The sequence below is a fragment of the Ruoffia sp. FAM 26255 genome (assembly GCF_045528525.1).
Lineage (GTDB): Bacteria > Bacillota > Bacilli > Lactobacillales > Aerococcaceae > Ruoffia > Ruoffia tabacinasalis.
Genome location: NZ_JBGQQX010000165.1, coordinates 1 through 249, shown reverse-complemented (window position 1 = coordinate 249; position 249 = coordinate 1). Strand labels below are relative to the sequence as shown.

1 protein-coding gene is annotated in these 249 nt (G+C 38.2%); it reads left to right on the top strand.

Translation table 11 applies throughout. The annotated features are described in order from the left end of the window. The coding region (locus ACEN31_RS11745; protein ID WP_407109498.1) for a hypothetical protein at positions 1 to 249 on the top strand (249 nt) is incomplete at both ends.

The window sequence follows — 249 nt, the reverse complement described above, 5'->3', positions numbered from 1 at the left end:
TCAGAAGAATCGGAAGAGTCAACTGAAGAAGAAACATCAGAAGAATCGGAAGAGTCAACTGAAGAAGAAACATCAGAAGAATCAGAAGAGTCAACTGAAGAAGAAACATCAGAAGAATCGGAAGAGTCAACTGAAGAAGAAACATCAGAAGAATCGGAAGAGTCAACTGAAGAAGAAACATCAGAAGAATCGGAAGAGTCAACTGAAGAAGAAACATCAGAAGAATCAGAAGAGTCAACTGAAGAAGAA